The sequence below is a fragment of the Vibrio lentus genome (assembly GCF_030409755.1).
In the GTDB taxonomy this organism is placed as follows: domain Bacteria; phylum Pseudomonadota; class Gammaproteobacteria; order Enterobacterales; family Vibrionaceae; genus Vibrio; species Vibrio lentus.
In genome coordinates this window covers 1923807-1946335 of the sequence record NZ_JAUFQE010000001.1, presented here as the reverse complement: position 1 = coordinate 1946335, position 22529 = coordinate 1923807, and the positions used below count along the sequence as shown (strand labels likewise).

Sequence of the window (22529 nt, the reverse complement as noted above, 5' to 3'; positions counted from 1 at the left end):
TTAGTTAGCTCCTAATAAAATGGGACATAGCTCTACATCAACACCGGTGCTCTGTTTTAGGATCTCTCTAAATGAATCAAAACGGAATCGAACCGTTACATTCTTACCAGTTGATTGACTAATTGAATACAAGAAGCCTCGACCTTCTTTTTCATATTTTTTCGATTCCCAGACAGCGTAATCCGAAGAGTCTCGATCTATTGCTTCATACAACATATCGATCAACTCATCGCCATGCGCCATAACTTGTTGCGCCTGCTCTTCACTTAATTCAGAAAAATAAGTCACAATTAATTCAAATAGAGGCTTACTTAAAGGTATTTTCCTCGCGCTATCTGGCACTTTTTTAAATGCATAATCGCCAAATACTTGCTCTGAGATTTGCAAACCATTCTTAAACTTATTAGCAATCAAACTGTAAACTGGATTTTTATCTAGAGGTAGCTCAGCACTTCCATCATCTAATAGTTCTTCGTTCGCTAATGTCAAAGAATGCACATTCATACCTTCCATCGCTTCGGATAAATACTTATTGTACTGATTATCGAAGCTCATATAACCGCGCAGCATAAACGACAGCGCAGATAGACAAAGTTCCATGTCTTTTTGTCGATCAGACTTGATTTTCCCATGTGTCGCTGATTTAAACTCAGGTGTTGCAGCTAGGAACCTTAAAAACTTAACACTTGAACCTTGATTAAGGGCAGAACGAATTTCTTGCTCACTCAACTTCACACCATAAGTGTTAATTCGGTGAAAAAGTTCAACAATAATATTGTCTTTGTCTGTCGCCATATCAATCAGGTGAGCTGTCAAAGGATATTCACGAATTTTCCTTTGCTCTGCTCGTTCTAATTCACTAAAACTAGTACCATTGAGTTCATCTAATACTTCCAATCCATTAAGCTTAAACTCACCACGCATAAAATCGTATATAGTGGTAATTCGCTGTAAACCATCGACAATTATCCAGTCACCATTAGGCTTTTCAGCAAAATAGAATACAGGTAAGGGCAAGCCCATTAGGATAGACTCAATTAACTTTGATTTCCTAGGTTCAGGCCAAACTCTATCTTTACGTTGAAAGTCTGGCTGCAATTCAATTTCACCAAAACTTAAACGGTCATAAATCAATGAAACAACTGGTGTTAACTGACGAATCTTAGTTTTTCCTTGAAGAATTGGACCATTTGCTTCCTTGTCGTTGTCGTTTTCAATACCCGTTAATGACTCATCATCAATTAACTCATCTATCGACTTATCAGGTTCAGGTTGCTCGTAAGTATCATCATTTTTGCTGGAATATATAGCTCCATCCAGAGTCACAACTGCGTCGGTGACTTGTTGGTTAAGACTACTTAACTCACTTAAAGCCTTAGTAGCATCTTCAACAATCACATCTCCAGGATATTTTTTCGTAACAGCATCGAAGGCAGCCTTTAGCGTCTGAACGATTGAGGCTTGGGAATCCGCAATAATCTGATTAGATAAAGCTGTATAGTTATCTATTTTCTTACGAACTGCGCGAAGTTCTGCTGATTGAAGTTCCGACAAAGTCCCTAACTCATGGACAGAGTCATTGTCGATGGGAAACAAAACTCTTTTGGCAACGACTGAATAGCTAACGATTCGGCAGCACTTAGGCGCCTATCTTTATACGGGTGAAGGTGAACCTCATTGTTTCCATATGCTGCTGTAGGAGAATAACGCCACCTATGAAGACGTTTAAATGACTTTTTACTGTCATCACCTTCTAATATTGTTTGAAATCGATGCATTGACTTGGGCTTGAAGTGATGCGTCGAATTCGGGTGGTTGTATACGTCATTCTTCTTAAACCAGTGTTCAACAGCCAACTCGTAAAACTCAGAAAGCGACTCAGGAAGCTCTTTCTTAGAGTCTTGCTCATATTCTTCATGCCCAGGCCACATACCTTTATTAAGCACGACAGTTCTATCGAACTTAACTTTGGCTTCCCAGTTAAACTGCGTTTCTAGCTCTTTGCTTGCGATACCACCGGCACGGGATTCATGAATACCAAAAAGTAAAATACGATCCCTATCTTGAGGGACTCCATATTCAATACAGTTGGTTAAACGGTCAGTAAGAATATAACCTTCCTGTTCTAATCGTTCTTTCATTTCATCGTAAAACGCGCGGTGTTTTATGGTTCTCCAAAGCCCTTTTACGTTCTCGAACAAAAAGAAATCAGGCTTATTCTGGATAATCGCATCAATATAAACGCGGCTTAGCTTACCGTTTTCGCCTTCAGAACCTTTGTTTTTCCCTGCTACCGAGAAATCAGGGCACGGTGGTCCACCAATAAACCCGACCAATGAATCAGCTTTTGCATCTTCCACATACTCTCTTAGCTCTTCAGCTTTATCGCCAGTGACAAAGTCTTCAATGCTTCCAAGGAAATGACCATACTTAGGTTTTGGTAATTCCATTACACCTCTAGAGTGCTCATAAGCATCTAAAAATGGTTTATGAAATTCATTGACGAAACGAACATCAAACCCTGAACGTTCAAAGCCTAAGTCTAAAAATCCACTACCAGAGAAGAATGAAAATATGATTGGTTGTTTTTGAGGTGACAAATTGAAGCCTTTCTTAATTGTTAATTCTATCGGTAATAGCTAGCGAGCTTGTCATAATACATCATCACAAGAGCTGCTAACACTTGATTCTACTATAGGTTGGAGGTTTAGCCGTTGTTCCAAGTTTATGGAATAAAACATTGAGCTAAACGTCACCACTTTTCCGCAAAACTAAAACAACCCAAACACATTGTTTTTCCCATCTTGTTCAAGGCCTTTTATCTGATGGTGTTTTGGCTCTCCACCAAACAATAAAATGTACAACTTCCGATCTTGATACGTTCCCACTACATAATGGTTTTTTTGTATCACGTACTCGATGGTTTCGGCTTCCTCATCGGTGCACAGATACTTAATATCGACCAGTTTCACCCACTTCAAGCCGATCTCGTTTTCGGCTTCTATAAACCCACCAAATGGAGCCGTAAAACGGTTACCAAGCTTCAAAAGCGCATCAATCACTCCTTGGTTCTTCTTACTAACCCCAATTGGACCATCACTGTTGATTTTGAAATGACTGTAACCAGCAGTCACATGAATCGAATGATACATAGCAAAGACCTATTAACTTTCTTAGCACTTTGAGAAAGGTGTCTAACCTGTGCTTTTTGTCCGATATAAAACATTGTTCTACGTTTTAGCTCGACTTATACTGTTTTTATATACAGTTATTTTAGGCTTTATTATGTCTATCCGCAATTTAAAAGATGGTTCTATCAAACCTTGGATCTGCGAATGCTACCCAAACGGACGAGCAGGAAAACGCGTTCGTAAGAAGTTTGCTACGAAAGGCGAAGCTAAAGCCTTTGAGCTTCACACGATGAAGGAGATTGACGATAAGCCCTGGATGGGTATTAAACCGGATAACCGAAGAATGAGTGAGCTTTTGGAAAATTGGTGGACCATCCATGGCCATACTCTAAAGTCAGGCAAGCAAGCCAAAGATCTCATATCCAAAACAATTGAAGAGTTAGGTAACCCAATTGCCTGCCAGTTTAAAGAACGAGACTACCTGGCGTATCGAGCAGGTCGAGTCCCCTATAGGGGCAAGAATAAATCCATCGAGATATCCCCAACCACACACAACCATGAACTGATTTATCTAAAGGGCATGTTCAAGAAGCTGATTAAGTACAATCAGTGGAAATATCCCAACCCGCTTGAAGCAATCGAGCCGATCAAAACCAGTGAGAAGCACCTTGCCTATCTAACCAAGCCACAAATCGACGAGTTCTTTGATGAACTGCAGAACTGCAAGCGAGTTATCAAGGTATCAATCCCGCAAATCATTGTCATCGCGAAAATTTGTTTGGCCACTGGTGCACGAATCAGTGAGGCACTCACTCTAACTCGCACTCAAATAACCGAGTTCAAATTGACTTACACAGAGACAAAAGGGAAAAGGAATCGCAGTGTGCCTATCTCACCATCTTTGTATCAAGAGATATTAGATATAGCGGTGAGCGACCATGACATATTTAACACCAGTTACAAAGATGCTTGGCGTTACATAAAAAGAGCCTTGCCTGAGCACGTTCCGAATGGGCAAGCGACCCATGTTCTACGGCATACTTTTGCTTCGCATTTTATGATGAATAAAGGGGATATCTTAGTGCTGCAGCGTATTCTTGGTCACACAAAAATCGAGCAGACAATGGCGTATTCTCATTTTGCCCCAGAACATTTGATGCAGGCTGTTCACCTCAATCCTTTAGATAATTAGTGGCGACAAAATGGCGGCAGCCACTGTAAAAGAGCGTTATTTAGCGGTTTTAGACGTAAAAAAGGCGACAATTTACACTGTCGCCTTTTGCAAATCAGAGCCTAATTTAGACTATTCCCAATCAAGGATTACCTTGCCTGAAAGCCCGCTACGCATAGCGTCAAAGCCTTTTTGGAAGTCATCAACCTTAAAGTGGTGAGTGATAATTGGTGTTAGATCTAGGCCTGATTGAATCAAAGAAGCCATCTTGTACCAAGTTTCGAACATCTCACGACCGTAGATACCTTTGATCACCAAGCCTTTAAAGATTACTTGGTTCCAGTCTACTGCCATGTCTGATGGTGGAATGCCTAGTAGAGAGATCTTACCGCCGTGGTTCATGTTAGTCAGCATGCTGTTGAACGCAGATGGGTTACCAGACATTTCTAGACCTACATCGAAGCCCTCAGTCATGCCAAGATCAGCCATTACGTCTTCAAGCTTCTCTTCCATTACGTTTACTGCGCGAGTTACACCCATTTGACGAGCAAGGTCTAGGCGGTATTCGTTTACATCAGTGATTACAACGTGACGAGCACCAACGTGCTTAGCAACAGCAGCAGCCATGATACCGATTGGACCAGCACCAGTGATTAGCACGTCTTCGCCTACTAGGTCGAAAGAAAGCGCTGTATGTACTGCGTTACCAAACGGGTCAAAGATTGATGCAAGATCGTCAGAGATTTCTGCAGGGATCTTAAATGCGTTGAACGCAGGGATCACAAGGAACTCAGAGAACGCACCAGTGCGGTTTACACCAACACCAGTTGTGTTACGACAAAGGTGAGTACGGCCGCCACGACAGTTACGACAGTGACCACATGTGATGTGACCTTCGCCAGATACACGGTCGCCGATTTCAAAACCACGAACCTCTTGGCCGATGCCAACAACTTCACCCACGTATTCGTGACCTACTACCATAGGTACTGGAATTGTGTTTTGTGACCACTCATCCCAGTTGTAGATATGTACGTCAGTACCACAAATTGCGGTTTTCTTAATACGGATAAGAAGATCATTATGACCCATTTCAGGTTTTTCAACCTCGGTCATCCAGATGCCTTCTTCAGGCTTAAGCTTAGAAAGTGCTTTAATTTTCATAATGTTATCCAGTTCATCTCGCCTAACTGTAAGGCGAGAATCAAAAATCTATATGTTCTATTGGGTGTTGTTCTATCTAATCAAAGGATGCAAAAGGCACCCGTTTAAAATTAGATGATAGCCATGTCTTTACCAACTTGGATGAACGCATCAATTGCGCGATCCAGTTGCTCACGAGAGTGTGCTGCAGACATTTGCGTACGGATACGAGCTTGGCCTTTTGGTACTACAGGGAAAGAGAAGCCTACAACGTAGATGCCTTTCTCTAGTGCGCGCTCTGCGAATTCAGCTGCTACTTTTGCATCACCCAGCATGATTGGGATGATTGCGTGATCAGCTCCGCCCATAGTGAAACCAGCTGCTTCCATGCGAGTACGGAAGTGGGCAGAGTTTTCCCATAGTTGAGTACGTAAGTCGCCAGATTCCGCTAGAAGATCTAGAACGCGAATAGACGCAGATACGATTGCTGGTGCAACAGAGTTAGAAAATAGGTATGGACGAGAACGCTGACGTAACCAGTCGATCACTTCTTTCTTACCAGAAGTGTAACCGCCTGAAGCGCCACCCATTGCTTTACCAAGCGTACCTGTGATGATGTCGATACGGTCAACAACGTTATGGAACTCGTGAGTACCTGCGCCGTTTTCGCCCATGAAGCCAACTGCGTGAGAGTCATCAACCATCACTAGTGCGCCGTACTTGTCAGCAAGGTCACAGATAGCAGGAAGGTTAGCGACTACGCCGTCCATTGAGAACACACCGTCAGTTACGATAAGCGTGTGACGAGCGCCCGCTTCTTTAGCTGCGATAAGTTGTTGCTCTAGCTCTTCCATGTTGTTGTTCGAGTAACGGAAGCGCATTGCGTTACATAGACGAACACCATCAATGATAGATGCGTGGTTTAGAGCATCAGAAATGATTGCGTCTTCTTTGCCTAGGATTGTTTCGAATAGGCCAGCGTTTGCATCAAAACAAGATGTGTAAAGGATAGTGTCTTCTTTACCAAGGAACGTAGATAGCTTTTGCTCTAGTTCTTTGTGAGAGTCTTGAGTACCACAGATGAAACGAACAGAAGCCATACCAAAACCGTGTTGATCCATACCGTCTTTAGCAGCTTCGATAAGGTCAGGGTGGTTTGCAAGGCCTAAGTAGTTGTTTGCACAGAAGTTTAGTACTTCTTCACCAGTCGAGATAGAAACCGCTGCTTTTTGAGCAGAAGTGATAATGCGCTCAGACTTGTAAAGACCTTCTTCTTTAACTTCTTCGATTTGAGTTTGAATCTGTTGGTAAAATGCAGAAGACATTGTCTATTCCTTCCTAATTATTATTCAGCAGCATCGCGCGCCGCATTATGTAGGGGATGTAAACGATTTCAATTCGATCATTTACACTGTAAAACTTATACCCCTATTCTAGTTGAACATCCCCTTCTCGATTATCCCTTTAGTTGGAAAAACATTAATGAATCACAGGCACGAATAATAGTTCATCCCAGTGACACAGGGCACATAAACGCGTCTTACCTGCTCTTTTTAACGTCAAATCCCCTTCCGTTCGTGTCTAATTTCGCTTTCATATCGAATATCAATTTTTCATCTCAGAACGATATAGTGATGATTCTCCGCTTCTCTCAGAATGTGCGACCGTTACGCCGCTATGCAAATGAGACAAGATGAGAAACAAGTACATGACCCTATCCGACCACACCATACAAGAAGCCTTCGAAAACGACTGGTACACCTGCTTTTATCAGCCAAAGGTGCAGCCTAGTGTCGAGAAGGTGACTGGAGTTGAAGCGCTGTTTCGTTTAGATATTCCAGAAGAAGGGATTTTCTCTCCGGGCGTGTTTATTGATCGCGCGTTTGCATTGGGTTATGAAGAAGAAATCTTTTTTAGTGTGCTTGAGCAATCTCTAACGGAGGTCAAATCGCTTTCCGTTCATCTAAGCTTGGCGGTAAACATCAGCAAGAAAGTGCTAGCAAACCCTGATAATGTCGAAAAGGTTCGTGAATTACTTTGGAATGCATCTTTCAAAGCAGAACAGCTTACCTTTGAGCTAAGTGAAAATGATCAGTTAGATGAGCAGCTTTGTGAGCAGATAAAGCGCTTTAAGTCTCTGGGCGTCAGAATCTCTATCGACGATTTTGGTATCGGTTATTCAGACATGAATAAGGTGATTAGCCTTAATGTCGATGAAGTAAAGTTCGATAAATCGATTGTGAATAGTATTGAGCCCGCAAGCTCCGATTTAGTTAAGCGTACTTTGGCATACTGCAAAGAGTCTGGTATTGAAACCGTTGCGGAAGGCGTTGAAGACGCAGATACACGTCAAATGATCCACCAGCTAGGGTTTGATCGCTATCAAGGCTTCTTGTACTCAAAACCTCTGCCTTTAACCGACCTAAAATTGGTCATGTAGAGCGCCTTTACAGACTAGAGCTTAAAACAAACTCGACACTTTTCTTCTTCTGCTTAAGGTCGTGGTAACGGATGTACTTAAAGTAGATATCGTGTTTATTTTGGATGTTCTGAGAAAAAGGATTTTTCACCACTTTCTTGATATCTGCCTTGAAAAACGGCATGCCGAGCTTGCTCATATAAGGTTCTAAATACAGGTCATACAAGAACTGGCACATAGCAGGGTCAAGGGTCGGAAAGCGAAACTCAGTATCAGACAAATTATCCGCCATGTAATCGAAGATCTTACGACGAATCACAATGCTAACCGCGCCAACACTGCAAAGCATCTTACTTAAGCCGTCATACACCACATGACCAATAATGACTCCCTCGAAAAGAAAACAAAGCACCTGCATATCTTCTTTTTTCACACCCAGATGCTGAGAAACCTCGATAAAATCTTTGCCATAGGTTTTTAGATGCATTCCTTGAATCGACTTAAGCCTTTTCGCTGGAAGTGCTCCCATGTTATATGACTCAACACTCGTCACCTCATAGTCATAACCAATATCAATACTGAATGGGCGTTCCACGTTCTTGGTTGCCGCTTTCACCTGTACCATTTCTTCAACGGAAAAATCGTAATCGACCTGAAAGAAACTCGCGATACCAAGACGACGAACAAAACTAGGCAACGTCTTTGCCCTTTCCCACTGGCTGACCATCACCTGATTGACACCAAAAAACGCTCTATGAGAATTGGAAAGCAACTCTGCAAACTCTTCCTGTGAAATAGAGATTGATTCACGAAGTCGTTTTAACTCTATAGGGAAATTTTCTTTATTCATCTGTTACTTACCTAGCTTTTTTATCAGTGTAGTTCACTCAATATCGTCCGTACAAGATCAGTGTTAAACACTTAAGAAAAAAGCCACTTCGTGAGGAAGTGGCTCTAAGCGAAAGTTGCTTTTTTCTAGGTTCTAGGTTGAGCAATGTTGCCCTTGGCGATCAGACAATACTTTACCGTCTTTGATCGTCACTATGCGCTTAGTTCGTTCAGCCAGCGAATTATCGTGCGTCACGATAATCAATGTTCGACCCTCAGCATGAAGCTGATTAAACAAAGCCTCTATCTCAGCGCCAGACTTGGAATCCAGAGCCCCTGTTGGCTCATCAGCTAATATAATCTGAGGATCATTAACCAAAGCTCTAGCAATAGCGACACGCTGTTTCTGACCACCAGACAGCTGATTCGGTTTATGGTCAAGTCGATCGCCCAACCCTACTTGTTCAAGTAATACCGCCGCACGCTTACGACGCTCTTTGGCTTTGATCCCTGAGTACACGAGAGGCAGAGCAACATTGTCCAATGCAGATGCATACTCAAGCAAATTAAAACTCTGGAATACAAAACCAATTTTTTGATTCCGAATACCAGCAAGAGCATTAGCACTCAACGCAGCAACATTTTTTCCATCTAACTGATACTCCCCTTCCGTCGGCTTATCAAGGCAACCAAGCATATTCATCAGCGTTGATTTACCGGATCCTGACGGGCCTAAAATAGACAAAAACTCTCCCTTCTCAATCGAGAGATCGACACCGTCTAATGCACGTATTTCAGTATCACCGTTTGAGTAGTGTTTACCGATATTTGAGAGTTCCACTAAGAATTTGTTAGACATGGTTTCTCCGCTGTCTTTGATCTCATCATTCACTTTGTAATGCCTCCATCGGAGTCACTTTCGCCGCACGATTAGCCGGAAGCCAAGCCGCAGCGACACCAATAACCACCAACGTCAAAACAACAATGGTGACAACCAACCATGAAAGCTCAGGCACAGGTTTACCAAGACGCTCATAAAACATGTTGCCTTCAAGCTCTAAAGAGCGAATTACAGCAATCAGTGTATAAGTGATTACTAAGCCCAATAAACCGCCCATCATCATAGTCATCAATGACTGAACCAGATAATGCATGCGAATCATCCCTGGAGTAGCACCGACCGCCATTCTCACGCCAATATCTCGTGTGGAGCGTTTCACCGTTGCATACATCACGTTAGCAATACCTATGCCCGCCACTGCCAAAGTGATAAAACCAATCACACCAAGGAACCCCTGAAGACCAACTAAGAATTGTTGCATCGTTTTTTGTTTGAGGAACATATCCTCAACCTGAACGACCTGCTCATCACTGACACTGGCACCATGTTTGCGCGCAATAACCTGACGAATCGTATCTGCAAGTTTGACTCTGTCGACACCATGCTGAGGTTGAACGTTGATACCACTGATATCTCCGTTGATATTAAAACGCTGCCATGTAGAGAAAGGAACAAAGCTCGAATAATTGATGCTATCTCCCTGTTCGACCTTGGCACTGTTTTTCTCTAGTACACCAATCACCGTAAACTCTTGGCTGCCAATTTTCACTGTTTTCCCCACGGGATTAACCTCTAATTTGACAGTAGCAAACCAGCTAAAGCTTTTATTAGGGTTAAACAAATCGGCCGCTAAAAGGTAACCTAACACGATGACTTTGCGTTGTTGCTTTTGGTCTAGAGGATTAAACCAACGCCCTCCTGGACGTGTCTTGAGATTCGTCACCGACTGAAATTCAGTCGTTACGGCTAACGCTTTTTTCCAAGACCCTCGCTCCCCAACAGTAAGTGATTCATCCCACACAACTGTCGGCACCGCTGCTTTGATGTTAGGCAGAGCCTCTACAACTTTCGTATCTTCTACTGTTAGAGTCAGCGGCTTGCCCTGATGAAAAGATCCATAATCAACCGTAGCCATCCCCCCTGATAGATAAATTAAATTACCATTGCCATTTTGTGCCGTTTTAAGCACGCCTTGCCTAATGCCTTCTCCCACCGATAGCATCGCTGAAATACACAAGGTTGCCCACGCAACAGCCAGAATCGTGAGCCCAAGTCGTAGCTTTTCTGCAGACATTTCCTGAAAGATTTGTCTCATCGGTAATAGCATGATTAAGCCCTCGCACTGAGTGCGTCAACAGGAGTTAGACGAGACGCCCGTTTTGCAGGAAAGTAAGAGGCTAAGAACGCCAGAATCAGTGTCACCGTTAACGCCATTCCAATCGAGCTTAACGTGATAACAGGTGATCCAATCCATTCTGGTAACGCCATCGAGCCAAGCAAATAAACCGTACCAAAGGACGCCATTAATCCCACGATGGATCCTAAGGTAACTAAGATAAGCCCCTCAAGAATAAACTGAGACATGATGGAACCCTGTGTTGCACCAATCGCCAGCCGAACGCCAATTTCTCGAGTTCTTTCCGTAACAGAGAGAAACATGATATTAGCCACACCCAAAGCACCAACCGCCATAGTCATAGCGCCACTGGCCGTCAGGAATATTTGAATACCACGAAAGATACCGGTAATGACGTCTCCACCCTCACTAAAGTCGGGCAGATAGACCGCATCTTTATCAGTAGGGTCAAAGTGCATCTGTTTAGCAAAAAAATTAACAATGTTACGTCTAAACGATGCGGAATCCATGGCTTCTACAGGCTTTAATAGCAGTTGCCATGGCTTATCGTTCCAGAGATCAAGATAAGTAGTTTGGGGCACAAAAACTCGTCGACTCTCACCGAAAGAGATCCCTCCTTCATTATCGACCATCACACCTATTACGTAGAATGGAATACCGTTGATCTTAATATGATCGCCAATGTCGACTCCGCCCATTTGAGCAATTCGATCACCCAATACAACCACCCGTGTGTGGTTTTCCATATCCGTCACCGAAATATTTCGTGAACCAGGCTGCAACTTATTTTGTGAGATAGGAAAATAAGAGGGAGCAACACCACTCACCATACTGCCAATATTATGCCCTTGAGTGTTCGTCACGCTGGCATCCCTTTTAAGGTAAACAGCAGACGCCTCTTTAACAAAACCAGCCTGCTGAATCAGCTCAATTTTATCTTGTTCAAGGTTTATTTCGCGCCTTGAGGGCAAGCCCTGCCAAGGTTTACTCGTACTAGAGGGAAACACAACCTGAGTGTCATTGACCAAAAATGAGAAAGACTTCGTTTGATAACGATAGAAGCCTTCTCCTAACGCCATTAAAACAACAACAGACAGCACGCCCCATGAAATTGCGATAATAGCCAAGGCACTTTTCATCCGATGCGCCAATAACGTTTGCCAAGTCTGAAGGAAAAGATTAACCATGGTGCAGCGCCTGAGAGATCAGCGCCATCGCTTCATCATCTAATTTACCGGTTGTCTGAAGCAGGCCTATTCTCTGACGCCAATAATCATATAAGTTGGTCTGTAGAAGGAACCTTGAATCAAATAAGCTGTTATGTGCATTAATAACATCCGAGGCTTCTAGGAAACCCGCGTCGTATAACTTTTCTTTGCTACTCAACACCTCTGCGCGAGACGCTACAACATCATGCGCCATTAACACTCGTTCCCAGTTGAGTTTCACTTGAGTAAAGTTCTGATCAATTCGCTTCTTGATGTCTATTTCAACCTTTCGTAAATCCTGCTTAGCCGTCAACAAGTTAAGCGAAGTTTGATCCACTTTGGCGCGTGTTGAACCATTTAAATCAATAGGAACACTAAGAGTTAAACCCGCGTTAAACTCACCGTTGTCCAACCGATCATTGTCGTTATAGCCCACTTGCCCTTTAACTGTCGGGTAATAACCTCCTTGGGCAGACTTTTTGTCTAGCTCGCGCGCTTCAACGCCTTTTATGGCAACCAGTAATTCAGGGCTATTATTTCTCGCTAGCTCAAGCCACTGCTGCTGAGAAGCCACCAGCATTGGAGGCTCAACCAAGTTCTCGGTACGAATTTGATCTACCGAATCAGGAGCTTGGTTTATCAGCGCTTCCAGCTCTGACTTTTTACTTTCTAACTCTGCCTTTGCTCGCAGAATATTGGCTTTGTCAGACAACTGATTAGCACGCATCTCTTCCACATCAATCGATTTCACTTTGCCTGCTAGATAGCGTTTTTCGAAGATTTTTAGCAGTTTGCTGCCTTCCTCTAACTTACTGTTGGTGAGCTGTAAGTTACCTTGAGCGCTGCCTATATCGAGATAAACCAGAAGTAACTTAGCCGCCAAATCATTATGTGCTTGAGCCAGTTCCAGTTGGGATTTCAGATAATCTGATTGTGCTTTATCTAATTCAGACCAAAGGCTACTGTCCCAAATAACCTGAGACAGCTCTGCACCATACCGATTTGAACTACTGCGGTCTTCGCTCCAGTCTGCTGAAGCGCTCGCGCTTAAAGCGGGTAATAAAGAGCTGCGACTTAGATCCACCGAACTCTCGCCGAGTTGAACACCAATTCGGGCTTTCTCGTAATCAGGATCCGTCTGTTTGGCTTGCTGCCATGCTTGTTCAATAGAAATGGCATATGAAGGGCAGCTAAGCACAGTTGCTAATAGCAAGCTGCCTACACTCAACAGGAGCGATTTACGAGGTAACAGAGGTTTATCTGATCGCTGTGAACAACTAAACAGCGCTGGCTTAACCATGTGCTGCCCCCATCATACTGTTATCGATGACGGCTTCGTCTAACTCCACACCTTCGATGACTTCGACATTGATGCCATCAGATAGGCCCAGTTTTACCGCTTGTTTGTGGAAGCCTTGTTCTGAGCTGTCTGGGATTAATACGTTAGGGCTATCGCCTTCAAATTGCAGTGCGCGCTCTGGTAGAGTGAGTACATTTTCTGATTTAACTAGAATTATCTGAGCAGATGATGAGAACCCTGAACGTAATCGGACGTCTTGAGGTATTTTGAGCTCGCCAACTTCGACTTCAAAACCGTTATCAAAACTTTTGCCCGAACTACTATCAGCTGTTGCGTTAAGACTTTCAGACTGAATCGCAATCTTAGTCAGTACCCCTTCTATTTCGATACTTGGGTAAGGTGCAACGGTCAGTGTTACTGGCATCCCCGGAGTAAGTTGGGCTGCATCATGCTCACTAACACTGCCCTTAAAAATCAGGCTGTTCATATCGGCCAATGACATCATTTCTGTTGCCGCTTGACTCGATTCAGTAGAAATAATCGGTTCTCCTACCTCGACTTTTCGATTCAACACCGTACCGTCTATCGGAGCGTAAATGGTTGAGGTTAGGCGAGAGTTACCAATTGTCGACTCCCCGCTTTGAATCAATTCGAGGTTCTGACGTTTTTGCATAACGTCAGCCTGTGCTGATTTCACATTGGAACGTGCAGTCACATATTCGTCGTAGTTCTTAGGAATGATTTCTTGTTCGACCAAACTCTGCAGATTAGCGAGTTGTTGTTTTGCTGACTCAATGTTCGCCTCACTTCGCATCAATTCGGTCGAGGCATCGGTCAACGCTTTCGGGGTAGGGTTAGGACGAACCTTAATAAGCGGCTGACCTTGCGTTACGTACTCACCAACACCGGCATAGATTTCACCTACGATCCCGTCGATTTGAGATTTGATAGACACAGAGTGAGCGGGAACGATATACCCCACCGCAACCGCCTGCTTTTCGATCGTCCCTGTGGAGACCGTTAGGGTTGGAAAGGCTTCAGGAGGCGTTGAAGTTTGAAAATAGAAATACGCACCTCCACCTAGCAGCGTGGCACATGCCACAGACACTAACCCACGTTTAGTCATAATTTATCCAGCTCATTATTTTATATTTGTGAGCCCTATGACTACCGTGGATATGCGAAGTTCATAAATAGTATAAAATTTTATAATGCATAGCGTTAAAGCAAAATTAAACGACAGACTTTCTACGCCTCCTTTTAGCCTTATCATGACCATTTAAGTAGAAAGTTGTCTCCGTTTAACGCACTTTAAATCTCGTAGGCCCAGCACTCTTGTTGTATGTCGAGCAGCTCCGACTTACCGCTCTCTAGCTGATAGAGATGAAATTGGCTTAAAGGGGGCGAATACACATGTAACGTAATGAGCGGTTCATCTCCGGCCTGTAGATTCGATATCTGATGGATATCATTATCTTTACTGACGGTCACACTTCCCTCTTGGAAATGAGTCGACTGAGAAGCAAAAATATGACCATTAGCCGCCGTTTCAAACAAGGTTTCCGTTGCTTGTCCATGTAGAACCTTCACGCCACAAGACGTATTCAAGTGATCGTGTATTTTACTTCTTTGCCCATTTAGCCAACTCAAAATTAAAACTTCACAGTGGTCATTCTTGAAAAGTCGTTGTCGGCAGTATGTTTCTTTATCAAAACTCGCCAACGACTTGATCTCTTCTTTACTCAGCTCGATGTTATCCAATATGAACCGAATGGAAGCCAGAGACATAGGTTTATTCGCCAGCTGTATTTGGTCCATAAACTCTTGGAAATTAAGCTCATAATCGTTATTAATTAACGCGGCTAACGCGGGAGATTGCGTTGGAGTGATATCAGTACGTTGCAAAATACTTACCTCTGACTATGTTTTGCTCTTCCGAACTCGAAGTTAAAAGTTCTCTTCGAACGATGAAATATGGCTGATTCGATTCAGCACAAGTTGGGAGGATACTAACACCGTTTAAATTAAATTTAACAAGTAACCACAAGTATTTACATTCATATAACAAAAGCATCTAACAACCAATTGGAAGCAACGGAATCGCCATATTGACTTGAGATTTGAATAACTGGGTAATATGAAATAGGAACAACAAAAGAACGGCTTCCATCACGGCTACTATTGCGCGTATCAATTAATGAAATTGATTCACAAATCAGAAGAGATCAATCACAATTAAGGTTATGGTCACTGTTGAAATTAGTCTAACTGGATACTTATGATTAACCCAAAACTCATCGCCCTACTTCCCGATCTCGCCTCGTTTATCTTAGTTGTGAATGAAGGTAGCTTTACCGCTGCAGCAAAGCAGCTAGGCGTTACACCTTCAGCGTTGAGTAAATTGATCACACGTTTAGAAAAAGCGCTGTCAGTAAAGCTGTTCGAGCGAACCACTCGTACATTGATCATCACGCAAGCAGGCCAGTTGGTTTACGACCAAAGCGTGGTCATGATTAATGCGGCGCAACAAGCGGTTGAACTGTCTACCTCTGACCATACTGAACCTGCAGGCTCTATAACGGTAGCAGCGCCAGAAGCCTTCTTGAACTCCGTGCTACAGCCTTTCGTTGTTCCATTCTTGAATCAGTACCCTGAGATTCAACTCAAGTTAAGAGCCGCCGATGGTGACATCGACATATTGCGCCAAGGCATCGATATTGCGTTTCGCCTTACCGACAAACCTGACGAGAGTTTGGTATTGAAAGAACTCGGAAAAACAAACCTCGTGTTATGTGCGAGCCCCGACTATTTAGATGCCAAAGGAATCCCTCACCACCCTACCGAGCTTTCTGAGCACGACTGCTTATACCTTGCAGAAACAGATAAAGACCACATTTGGGACTTCCTTAAAGATGATGAGTTTTACACAGTCCCCGTCAGTGGACGTTACGCTGTGAACCACTCTCAGATGCGATTGAAAGGTGTTAAAGAAGGGCTTGGCGTAGGTATTTTCCATGACTTCGTAATTCAAGATGCATTGGCTGAAGGTTCTGTAGTGCAAGTACTGGAAGATTGGACCATCAAGAGTAATTACCATGGCGCTATCGCGATGCAGTTTGCTCAAACCAAGTACATGCCTGCCCGATTGCGTGTATTCATTGATTACGCGATGGAACACTTGGGTGACAAACTGGCAGGAGAAATAAACTGATGCTGAAAGGAATACACCACGCCGCCATTATTTGCTCAGACTACGAAGTCTCTAAACGCTTTTATACGGAAGTTTTAAAGCTTGAAGTGATTGCGGAGAATTATCGTGAAGCACGTCAGTCGTATAAGCTCGACTTAGCACTGCCTAATGGCGCTCAAATAGAATTATTCAGCTTCCCTGACGCACCTGAAAGACCAAGCTTTCCAGAAGCTCAAGGGCTGAGACATTTGGCTTTTTGTGTTGATGACGTTCAACATGCCAAAAGCTATTTGGAAGAACAAGGCATTGAAGTTGAACCAATTCGAGTTGATGAGTTTACGGGGAAATCATTTACGTTTTTCGCAGACCCAGACGGCCTGCCGTTAGAGCTTTATCAAATCTAAAGCCTTCCTCACAGAATAAGCGCTCGCCTGATTAATAAAACGGACCTTCTCAAGTCGAGAAAGTCCGTTTACATGTCAATTAACTCAATGCCGTCTTGAATTTCTCAACGCGTGAAAACAGTAACCAGTCCAATAGCATTGCAATCACAATCGTTGCACCCGCGAGTGGAAACAATATCGAAATAATAACCACAGTCACCAAACCCGCTTTCCATAAGCCTGCATCACCAAACTTAGGTGGCGTTCCCAACTTTTTTTGGCCTGAAGGTCTGCGCATCCACCACATTACTCCACCAGTCACTGATACCAAAACGAATGCCAAACAGAACAACGCATTTAGAAGCTTGTTGATGATGCTGATGTCACCTTGGTGCAGAGAAATACCGACAGCTAAGGTTTTGGCGAATAAATTGTAATCTTGCCACGTCACCTCTCCTAGAATGCGCCCTGAATATTGGTCGAGGTGAGTCGTGCGATCTTGGGTTGGGTCGATAATGTCACCGCCCATGGTATTGGCAGCCACGGTGTAAACGCCCGTTTCTGATCGCGGGAAATTGACTTTATATTGCGTAAAACCAAGAGATTGAGCTTTTGCTATCACATCATCAATCGAGAAATTACTCGCAGATAAAACATGCTGAGAATGATCCTCGCCCATCTTAGAATGATCATGAGCTTCAGATGCTTCTTCTACTTGGTGGACGTGTTCTGCTGGCTTATCTTGAGACAAAGGCAGCGGAGTTTGCTCTAGGTTCCAAGGCATTTCCTCCTCAGACCCGTGATTTAAAGAAGCATGCGTTTCGTTAGACAGAGGAATGTCATCCCACATTTGAGCAGGAAAAGTACTCCATGCTTGCACTAACTTACCGCCCCAAAAACCTGTCCATGATAATCCCGATAGAATAAATAACAGAAGAATGAATGATAGTGTTCCACCGATGTTCGCATGCAGATCACGTATTAAAACACGCGTTCCTGAACCATATCGAAGCTTAAGAAAACCAGCGCGGCTCGCGTTATCTCTCGGTAACCATAAGTAAATACCACTGATGAGCAACAGAATAGACAAGCTTATTGCGACTTCAATTAGGTAATCACCCCAATCACCAATCAGCAAGGTGCCGTGAATGTCATTCGCCAGTTGATACAGACTGTCGCTGCGCGGGATTTCTCCTACCACTTCGCCAGTGTATTGATTCACCGTGGCGAAAACGGAAGTGCCATCTTCAAGTGATACAGAAAATCGGTTCGCAAGATCAGGGACTTTGCTAGGTACAAACTGTGTCACCGTACCTTGTGGGTATTGATTTTGTACGGCAGCTAATTGTTGTGACACCCTGATCGGTTCGCCCGATGCCGCAATTTCAATCGCGTCTTGATGGAAAGCAAGTTCGATTTCATCGTCAAACAGCATCACCAAACCAGTAATACTCAACATCAACATAAATGGGATAACGAATAGCCCTGCATAGAAGTGCCAGCGCCAAGTGAGGAAGTAGAGAGTTTTATTGCGGTCTTTTCTTTTTATATTGGTTTCCGAACCAGTTGTTGCACTGCTTGTAGACTGCGAAGTCGCTTGTGCTTTCGCAGAGCTTTGAGATTCATTTCTCAACATTATTATTTCCTTTGACACACGCAAACATACCTTCTGAAAAATCAGAAAGTAATCTGGGCATGTTTAACTTTACTTAATACTTTATTTTTAATTATTTTAGTGGGTTAGGTTTAAGCAATATCAAAGGGAGGGCCGCGCGGGGCTTGTCTCGTGTAGCGTTCGCTTAGAGCCAAAAAAGCGTAGCTGTCTGAGACAATAGAACTCAGTCGAGTTGTCAGTAGTGTAGTTGGAAGTTCGTCTTGGTGAAACGTGGAAAAATGGCTAAAGGGACACGGCTTTCCTTTGTGAGTATTGGGCTCGCCTTCCTCAATTTGAACCAGCTCAAAGCCGTTGACCGTACATAACGACGCCCATACTCCCGCACTATTACCATGAGCATTGATAACAGGCATTAATGTCACTAGTACCCAGCTTAATGCTGTAGCAAGTAACATAGAGAAATTGAACGAAGTTCGGCGCATTATTCCTAATCTTTATAAATTTCCCTTATTATGAGGCACTTGTTATATAGGTAAACGTAAAGATTAACATCAGGTTAAAAAATTGAAGCTAACGCACACTCTTTTTAGTTAAAAACTGGTTACAACCAAAGAGCCAAAAGAATGTTACGGATCTATTAGCAGTAAAATTTCTAGAAAATAGCAGTAAACTGTTTAGAAAAAAGACAATAAAAAAACGCCGCCTTACATCTTCCTCTAATGAGAGTAATGTAAGACAGCGCTTTAGAAATCGAATCTTGAGGCTTTGCTCTTTGTTACGTATCTAGCAAACTCAATTGATTAGCAAATTAACCGAAGATCTTGCTCCAAATGCTTGGATTACGCTTCTCGTGATACTCTTCACGAAGGCCATCGATAGTACGAAGCTCTTGCTGTGCAGATTCAAATTCACCTTGGTCTAGCTTCTTCTCAATGCTATCAATCGATGCACTGATCTTTTTGAAACCTTCCATGAAGTGTTCTTCTTTCTCAATTGGGTAAACACCCGTTTTGAGCTCAGCAACTAGCGTGTCGATACGTACGATAGGCTTTTGCATCTCTTCAATGTTTTGAGCTTCTGCCGCTTGTTTGAATGCAAGCTTCATTTCTTGCATGTTTTTCTTAAGATCAACATTAGCAAAAGCGTTGCCAGACAATAGCGAAGCAGCGATTAAGCCAGATAAAAGGATTGAGCGAGTTTTCATTGTTTCTCCAGGTGAAGCGATGTCTTTGAAGATAGCGCCATCATTATTGTGGCACTTCGACTTTATTATTTTCGGCTAGTGTATACAAAAATCCGTCGGGTACAAAAATTGATTGTGTCGAAATGCAAACTGGCTAGCTAATTACTGACAAGTACCGGGCAAACCATCACTCAAATACCGAAAACTCGGTAATCGATTGACGACCACGCAATGCCAAAAAGGCTAAGAATTGCTGTGGTGAATGGGTAATAACCTTGCTCGAATCCACGCCCACCTCATCAAGTAGTGAAGACACGAGATCCAACCCGCCCACATCTAAGCAGAAATGCGCATCGCTACCTGTCGTAATAAACGCACCTTTCGCTTTAGCAATTCTTGCGATCTCGTAACAACGATCAACACTGCCAACGCGGCTATTGCCTTTAAGCGTGGTGTTATTAATTTCGATCGCAACGTTATGTTCCGCCGCACATTGAATCACAGCTTCAAAATCGAAATCAAAATTTGGGTTTCCTAAATGACCAAGTGCATCAATTCGGCCGTCTTTAATCACATTCAGGAGTGCTTCTGTATGGGTAGCAACATCCGATGGGCGAAATACTGGCTCATGAAAACTCGCGATCACCCAATCCAAGTTCTTATCCACACTCGGATGAATGTCGATTTCACCCTGTGTGTTCATGATGTTTGACTCGACACCTCGAATAATAGCGACATCTTCAATAAAACGAGGGAGCACACGCTGGTTACTGAAAAACCAATAGTGTGGCGCGCCCGGCATAGACTCGGAATGGTCGGTCGTACAAAACATAGCTAAACCGTTTTGTTTTGCCGATTTTGCATTCTCGATCAACGTGCTGTAAGCATGACCACTTGCGTATGTGTGGGTGTGGGTATCTACTTTTAGTTCCATAAATCAAGGCCTTAACCGTGTGGTCTAGTCAATCAATTTCAAGTTGGGTTGGTCTAATACAGCTTCTTCAAAAATGCCCAACAGACACCTGCTTAATGTGATGCTGAGTGATTTGAAATTATATACTGTTCATCATTCAGTATTGTTAACATTAAATCAATCGACAATAACCTGATTTCTCCCGCTATTCTTTGCTTTGTAAAGGCGCTTATCAGCAAGCATAAACAGATCATTTGGCGATGTGCTTTTCGTCGGAACGCATTCCGCTACCCCTAGGCTCATCGTTACATGAGAAGCAATGGGTGAGGAACGATGGGGAATCGGTTGACTGTGCAAAACCGTTAAGAATGAATTAAGGCGAGCGATGCTTTGCTCTGTAGATGTGCTTGGCAATATAATGGCAAACTCCTCGCCTCCTATGCGAGCAGCAAGGTCTGACGGACGATTAAATATTTGCTTCCATAACTTTGCGACTTGTTTAAGGCAAACATCTCCTTGATGGTGGCCATATGCATCATTATATTGCTTGAAAAAATCAATATCACCGATCACTAAGGTTAAAGCTTGCCCTTCGCGTTCACATCTAGCCCATTCAGACTCAAACGTTTGATTAAATTTACGTCTATTGGGAAGTGAGGTTAGCTCATCAAAAAGTGCAATCTTTGTAAGATCTTGTTTTTCTCTCTGCAACTGCTCATCACGCAACTCATATTGATACAATGTTGCCAGCAACTCTTTTCTAGGAGCTTTAGTCAAATCCTTTATGGATAGTGGCGAACTAACAAACTTGGCAAAATCCCCCCTAAACAAAAAGTAGAAGATCAGCATTGGGACGCTATAGCAGGCCGCAATCAACAACTTACCCATTATATTTCCGAATATGATAGGAACGATCTGCGGGCTTAGGCCAAAAGCTAAAAGAGGAAACAGTGCTCCATCCAAACAAAGGATAAAAACAAATGCTAGCGTATAGATGAATGCCAACGCTGGTAGGTTGGAAAGGAACTTACTCACCTGTGTAAAAATAAACATCAATAACAATATTTCGAGGAGAATCAAAACCCCTCCAAGAACAAGAACTTTCAACGACACGTCAAAGATACTGAAAGGGATAGCAAAAGGGTTCAACACATATTCCGATTCCAGCAACCAAGCCATAAAGTTAAAGCCAACAAAGGCAATTAAATCCACAACCACTACTAACCGAAACATGTGTTTAAAAGTGCTAAAATCTCGCTCAATAATAATGAGCATTATGGTGCTCATCATGAAGGCACCATAAGCAATATTTCCGCCTGAAATACTTAAAGCTTCGGATAAAGGAAAGGAATAAACGGCACCAGCAAGCCCTCCCACTAAAAGTACGATACTAAGATAGTTATAAAATGCAGCTGTACGCACACGGTTTTTTAACGTAGCAAAATACAATGGGAAAATTGAGTATATTCCTACATTGAGAATATAAGCTTCTAACGTCATTACTGTTCCTTCTAGGCTCAACACATACAGCACCTAGATGTTTTATAGATGTGCAAAATAACTGACAATATTAACATAATAATCTTTAATTAATAAAACACTCAGAATGCTTGTTTTTCTAATCAGGAATATTAGTAACGCTAGATATGTATTGCCCACATCGAGCCTGTCCAGCATCTCGGAGCAACCCCACCAACCACAAGTGACCATTAGCACTTAAATATAACGCTTTATTCTCATTTCACTTAGCTATCGTAAGCACGACTTAGTCGCAGCGCCGCCTTAATTGCACCAATTTTTTGCAACCTACCCAAGTTCGTCAATACTTATACCAGTTAACAAGCTGG

21 protein-coding genes are annotated in these 22529 nt (G+C 43.0%); 4 read left to right on the top strand and 17 right to left on the bottom strand.

What is annotated here, in order from left to right; all coding sequences use genetic code 11:
* The 3 genes from QWZ07_RS08310 to QWZ07_RS08300 form a co-directional block, all read right to left on the bottom strand.
* Nucleotides 1-1554, bottom strand: coding sequence for a DUF262 domain-containing protein (locus QWZ07_RS08310; RefSeq protein WP_192853998.1), 1554 nt, complete (start codon nt 1552-1554; stop codon nt 1-3).
* A gap of 5 nt (nt 1555-1559) precedes the next feature.
* Nucleotides 1560-2600 carry a DNA cytosine methyltransferase gene (locus QWZ07_RS08305; protein WP_435433688.1) on the bottom strand — a complete coding sequence of 347 codons (1041 nt, stop codon included), beginning with the start codon at nt 2598-2600 and terminating at the stop codon, nt 1560-1562.
* A gap of 171 nt (nt 2601-2771) precedes the next feature.
* Nucleotides 2772-3152 (bottom strand): hypothetical protein, encoded by a 381-nt coding sequence (locus QWZ07_RS08300; protein ID WP_192853999.1) that lies wholly within the window; start codon nt 3150-3152, stop codon nt 2772-2774.
* Nucleotides 3153-3285: 133 nt separating this feature from the next.
* On the opposite strand from QWZ07_RS08300, the gene QWZ07_RS08295 reads away from it, so the two are divergent.
* Nucleotides 3286-4323 carry a phage integrase gene (locus QWZ07_RS08295; protein WP_192854000.1) on the top strand — a complete coding sequence of 346 codons (1038 nt, stop codon included), beginning with the start codon at nt 3286-3288 and terminating at the stop codon, nt 4321-4323.
* A gap of 111 nt (nt 4324-4434) precedes the next feature.
* On the opposite strand, the gene tdh is transcribed toward QWZ07_RS08295, so the two are convergent.
* Both tdh and QWZ07_RS08285 read right to left on the bottom strand, forming a co-directional pair.
* On the bottom strand, nt 4435-5466 hold the full coding sequence (gene tdh, locus QWZ07_RS08290) for an L-threonine 3-dehydrogenase (RefSeq protein WP_017105200.1): 1032 nt from the start codon (nt 5464-5466) through the stop codon (nt 4435-4437).
* Between the two features lie 110 nt (nt 5467-5576).
* Nucleotides 5577-6770 (bottom strand): glycine C-acetyltransferase, encoded by a 1194-nt coding sequence (locus tag QWZ07_RS08285; RefSeq protein WP_192854001.1) that lies wholly within the window; start codon nt 6768-6770, stop codon nt 5577-5579.
* Nucleotides 6771-7138: 368 nt separating this feature from the next.
* Here QWZ07_RS08285 and QWZ07_RS08280 point away from each other — a divergent pair, with 368 nt between their 5' ends.
* A complete protein-coding gene (locus tag QWZ07_RS08280; protein ID WP_225998542.1) occupies nt 7139-7885 on the top strand; it encodes an EAL domain-containing protein in 747 nt (248 codons plus the stop codon).
* 7 nt (nt 7886-7892) lie between these two features.
* Here the strand turns inward: QWZ07_RS08280 and QWZ07_RS08275 are convergent, their stop codons facing one another.
* From QWZ07_RS08275 to QWZ07_RS08245, 7 genes are all read right to left on the bottom strand, one after another.
* Nucleotides 7893-8714 (bottom strand): helix-turn-helix domain-containing protein, encoded by an 822-nt coding sequence (locus tag QWZ07_RS08275; RefSeq protein WP_017111833.1) that lies wholly within the window; start codon nt 8712-8714, stop codon nt 7893-7895.
* Nucleotides 8715-8846: 132 nt separating this feature from the next.
* Nucleotides 8847-9551, bottom strand: a complete 705-nt coding sequence (locus QWZ07_RS08270) for an ABC transporter ATP-binding protein (RefSeq protein WP_141710001.1) — start codon at nt 9549-9551, stop codon at nt 8847-8849.
* Between the two features lie 25 nt (nt 9552-9576).
* On the bottom strand, nt 9577-10860 hold the full coding sequence (locus QWZ07_RS08265) for an ABC transporter permease (protein ID WP_192854002.1): 1284 nt from the start codon (nt 10858-10860) through the stop codon (nt 9577-9579).
* 2 nt (nt 10861-10862) lie between these two features.
* Nucleotides 10863-12077 carry an ABC transporter permease gene (locus tag QWZ07_RS08260; protein WP_192854003.1) on the bottom strand — a complete coding sequence of 405 codons (1215 nt, stop codon included), beginning with the start codon at nt 12075-12077 and terminating at the stop codon, nt 10863-10865.
* The gene (locus tag QWZ07_RS08255; protein ID WP_225998543.1) at nt 12070-13398 is read right to left on the bottom strand and encodes a TolC family protein; all 1329 of its coding nucleotides are present in this window, start codon (nt 13396-13398) and stop codon (nt 12070-12072) included. The genes QWZ07_RS08260 and QWZ07_RS08255 overlap by 8 nt, the downstream gene beginning before the upstream one ends.
* Nucleotides 13391-14524 carry an efflux RND transporter periplasmic adaptor subunit gene (locus QWZ07_RS08250; RefSeq protein WP_192854004.1) on the bottom strand — a complete coding sequence of 378 codons (1134 nt, stop codon included), beginning with the start codon at nt 14522-14524 and terminating at the stop codon, nt 13391-13393. Before QWZ07_RS08250 ends, QWZ07_RS08255 begins: the two co-directional genes overlap by 8 nt.
* Before the next feature lie 185 nt (nt 14525-14709).
* Complete coding sequence (locus QWZ07_RS08245) at nt 14710-15303, bottom strand: cysteine dioxygenase (protein ID WP_017079740.1); 594 nt, start codon at nt 15301-15303, stop codon at nt 14710-14712.
* Between the two features lie 373 nt (nt 15304-15676).
* Between QWZ07_RS08245 and QWZ07_RS08240 the strand changes: the two genes are divergently transcribed.
* On the top strand, nt 15677-16609 hold the full coding sequence (locus QWZ07_RS08240; protein ID WP_004730200.1) for a LysR family transcriptional regulator: 933 nt from the start codon (nt 15677-15679) through the stop codon (nt 16607-16609).
* Nucleotides 16609-16992 (top strand): SMU1112c/YaeR family gloxylase I-like metalloprotein, encoded by a 384-nt coding sequence (gene gloA2 / locus QWZ07_RS08235; RefSeq protein WP_012600386.1) that lies wholly within the window; start codon nt 16609-16611, stop codon nt 16990-16992. The genes QWZ07_RS08240 and gloA2 overlap by 1 nt, the downstream gene beginning before the upstream one ends.
* Before the next feature lie 79 nt (nt 16993-17071).
* Here gloA2 and QWZ07_RS08230 read toward each other — a convergent pair whose 3' ends face one another.
* From QWZ07_RS08230 to QWZ07_RS08210, 5 genes are all read right to left on the bottom strand, one after another.
* Nucleotides 17072-18607, bottom strand: a complete 1536-nt coding sequence (locus QWZ07_RS08230; protein WP_192854005.1) for a PepSY-associated TM helix domain-containing protein — start codon at nt 18605-18607, stop codon at nt 17072-17074.
* 110 nt (nt 18608-18717) lie between these two features.
* Nucleotides 18718-19068 carry a hypothetical protein gene (locus QWZ07_RS08225; RefSeq protein WP_017082430.1) on the bottom strand — a complete coding sequence of 117 codons (351 nt, stop codon included), beginning with the start codon at nt 19066-19068 and terminating at the stop codon, nt 18718-18720.
* 326 nt (nt 19069-19394) lie between these two features.
* Nucleotides 19395-19790 (bottom strand): cytochrome b562, encoded by a 396-nt coding sequence (locus QWZ07_RS08220; RefSeq protein ID WP_004730193.1) that lies wholly within the window; start codon nt 19788-19790, stop codon nt 19395-19397.
* 166 nt (nt 19791-19956) lie between these two features.
* Nucleotides 19957-20703, bottom strand: coding sequence for a phosphatase (locus QWZ07_RS08215; protein ID WP_192854006.1), 747 nt, complete (start codon nt 20701-20703; stop codon nt 19957-19959).
* Nucleotides 20704-20859: 156 nt separating this feature from the next.
* Nucleotides 20860-22182 (bottom strand): GGDEF domain-containing protein, encoded by a 1323-nt coding sequence (locus tag QWZ07_RS08210; RefSeq protein WP_192854007.1) that lies wholly within the window; start codon nt 22180-22182, stop codon nt 20860-20862.
* Between the last annotated feature and the right edge of the window lie 347 nt (nt 22183-22529).